This window comes from Mesorhizobium sp. M1D.F.Ca.ET.231.01.1.1, from assembly GCF_003999155.2.
Classification (GTDB): Bacteria; Pseudomonadota; Alphaproteobacteria; order Rhizobiales; family Rhizobiaceae; genus Mesorhizobium.
In genome coordinates this window covers 1-287 of sequence record NZ_RZOZ02000271.1, presented here as the reverse complement: position 1 = coordinate 287, position 287 = coordinate 1, and the positions used below count along the sequence as shown (strand labels likewise).

Here is a 287-nt window from a genome sequence, read left to right as displayed (position 1 = left end):
CAGGGCGGAAGCATCGCCGAGCGGGAAGGCGTTGGGCGCAACACCCTTTTCAAGCTCCGGCCAGGTCACCGGCATCGACACCGTCGCGCCCTTCTTGGCGCGCGACGAATAGGGCGCCACCGTGGTCGAGCCGCGGCCGTTGCGCAGATAGTCGACGAAGATCTTGCCGGTGCGCGCCTTTTTCGACAGCGTAGCCGTATAGCGGTTGGGCGCGGCCTGCTCCAGCGCGCGGGCGAAGTCATGCGCGAAGTCCTTGACCTCGTCCCAGTCCGCCGAGGCTTCCAGCG

The 287-nt window shown here is 67.6% G+C and carries 1 pseudogene; it reads right to left on the bottom strand.

Annotation, left to right across the window (positions count from 1 at the left end):
• Positions 1-287 (bottom strand): annotated as a pseudogene (locus tag EN874_RS33265) (ATP-dependent DNA ligase); the annotation flags it as partial.